Here is a 1,489-nt window from a genome sequence, read left to right as displayed (position 1 = left end):
CGTGCACATCTGACACTGCGTAACCGATTGCAACGGCTCAATCGCAAGACGCTCGGATATTCAAAATCATCCGAAATACACGATAGGATCATCGGTACTTACATCGAACGCGAGTACTACGTTTGATGCTACATCAACTCATTGAATAAACGACCATAAGAAGCGCTTTTTGCTGCAAAAGGGGACAATTGGCAGGGGATTACGCGGTAAACGGAATGAACGGATTTGCAGATTGGGACACACCATGGCAAAACGGCGAGGATACACCGGGGTAGTGTGCGTCCCCGGTGTTATGCGCGGGTGTGTTACTTGCCCCACACGGCGGCAGCGGTATCCACAACCAGACGCAACTTGGCCCACTGTTGTGCTTCCGTCAGGCTATTACCCTCTTCCGTGGAAGCAAAACCACACTGCGGGCTGAGGCAAAGTTGTTTGATATCGACATATTTCGCAGCTTCCGCGATGCGCACTTTCAGTAAAGCCGGCTCTTCCAACTCGCCGTTTTTGGTAGTCACCAGGCCCAGCACCACTTGTTGGTGTCCCGGTTTGATGAAACGCAGCGGCTCGAACCCGCCCGAGCCATCGTTATCATACTCAAGGAAAAACTCATCCACATTGACTTCACCAAACAGGATAGATGCCACCGGCTCGTACCCGCCTTCAGAAATCCAGGTAGAGCGGAAGTTGCCGCGACATACGTGAAAACCGATCGTCAGGTCAGCAGGTTTACCGGCCAATGCTTTATTCAGCACATCAGCATAGATACGGGCCAGTTGTTCAGGATCTTCACCACGTTCGCGAATTTGGCGTTTTTTATCGTCTGAGCACAGGTAAGCCCAGACGGTATCATCCAGTTGCAAATAGCGGCAGCCTGCGGCGTAGAAAGCATGAATCGCATCGTGCCAGGTCTGCGCCAGATCGTCGAAATAAGTATCCAGCGTTGGATAAACCTGACTGTCGATAGCCTTGCGTCCGCCACTGAAATGGAACACGCTCGGACTAGGAATTGTCATCTTGGCGGTCACATCACCCGCGATGCTGTTCAGGTAGCGAAAATGCGCCAGCATCGGGTGCTGAGTGTTAAAGCTGACTTTGCCCGTCACCTTGATGGCGCGGGACTTGGTTTGGATACCATTAAACTAGGCTGTGTCCCTTAATTGCCTGAGTTATAGTAACATTATGTTTATACAGTATATTTAACTATGTCTCGCTACGACCTTCCCGATGAAGAATGGATGATCATCCAGTCTTTACTTCCTGCTGAACCAGCAATACCACGTGCCGGACGTCCATGGGTAGAACATCGTAAAATCATCAATGGTATGTTCTGGATTCTGTGCTCAGGTGCTCCATGGCGTGATTTACCTGAGCGATATGGTCCGTGGAAAACCGTATATAACCGCTTTAATAGGTGGTCAAAATCGGGTGTGATTAACATTATTTTCAACAGGTTACTTTCTGCTCTTGATGCGCATGGTCTCGTTGACTG

2 protein-coding genes and 1 pseudogene are annotated in these 1,489 nt (G+C 49.9%); 2 read left to right on the top strand and 1 reads right to left on the bottom strand.

Annotated features, from left to right (window positions below; translation table 11 throughout):
- On the top strand, positions 1–126 hold a 126-nt coding region (locus QZ506_RS16780; protein WP_291972628.1), incomplete at its 5' end, for an IS1 family transposase.
- A 179-nt stretch (positions 127–305) separates the two neighbouring features.
- On the opposite strand, the pseudogene QZ506_RS16775 reads toward QZ506_RS16780, so the two are convergent.
- A pseudogene (locus QZ506_RS16775) lies at positions 306–1,139 on the bottom strand (5-methyltetrahydropteroyltriglutamate--homocysteine S-methyltransferase); the annotation flags it as partial.
- Between the two features lie 63 nt (positions 1,140–1,202).
- Here QZ506_RS16775 and QZ506_RS16770 point away from each other — a divergent pair.
- Positions 1,203–1,489 (top strand): IS5 family transposase (locus QZ506_RS16770; RefSeq protein WP_291972626.1); only part of this gene is annotated, 287 nt, incomplete at its 3' end.

It is taken from the genome of Candidatus Symbiopectobacterium sp., from assembly GCF_020054415.1.
Lineage (GTDB): Bacteria > Pseudomonadota > Gammaproteobacteria > Enterobacterales > Enterobacteriaceae > Symbiopectobacterium.
The sequence above is the reverse complement of the archived record's forward strand: the minus strand, read 5'-3'. Positions and strand labels throughout refer to the sequence as shown.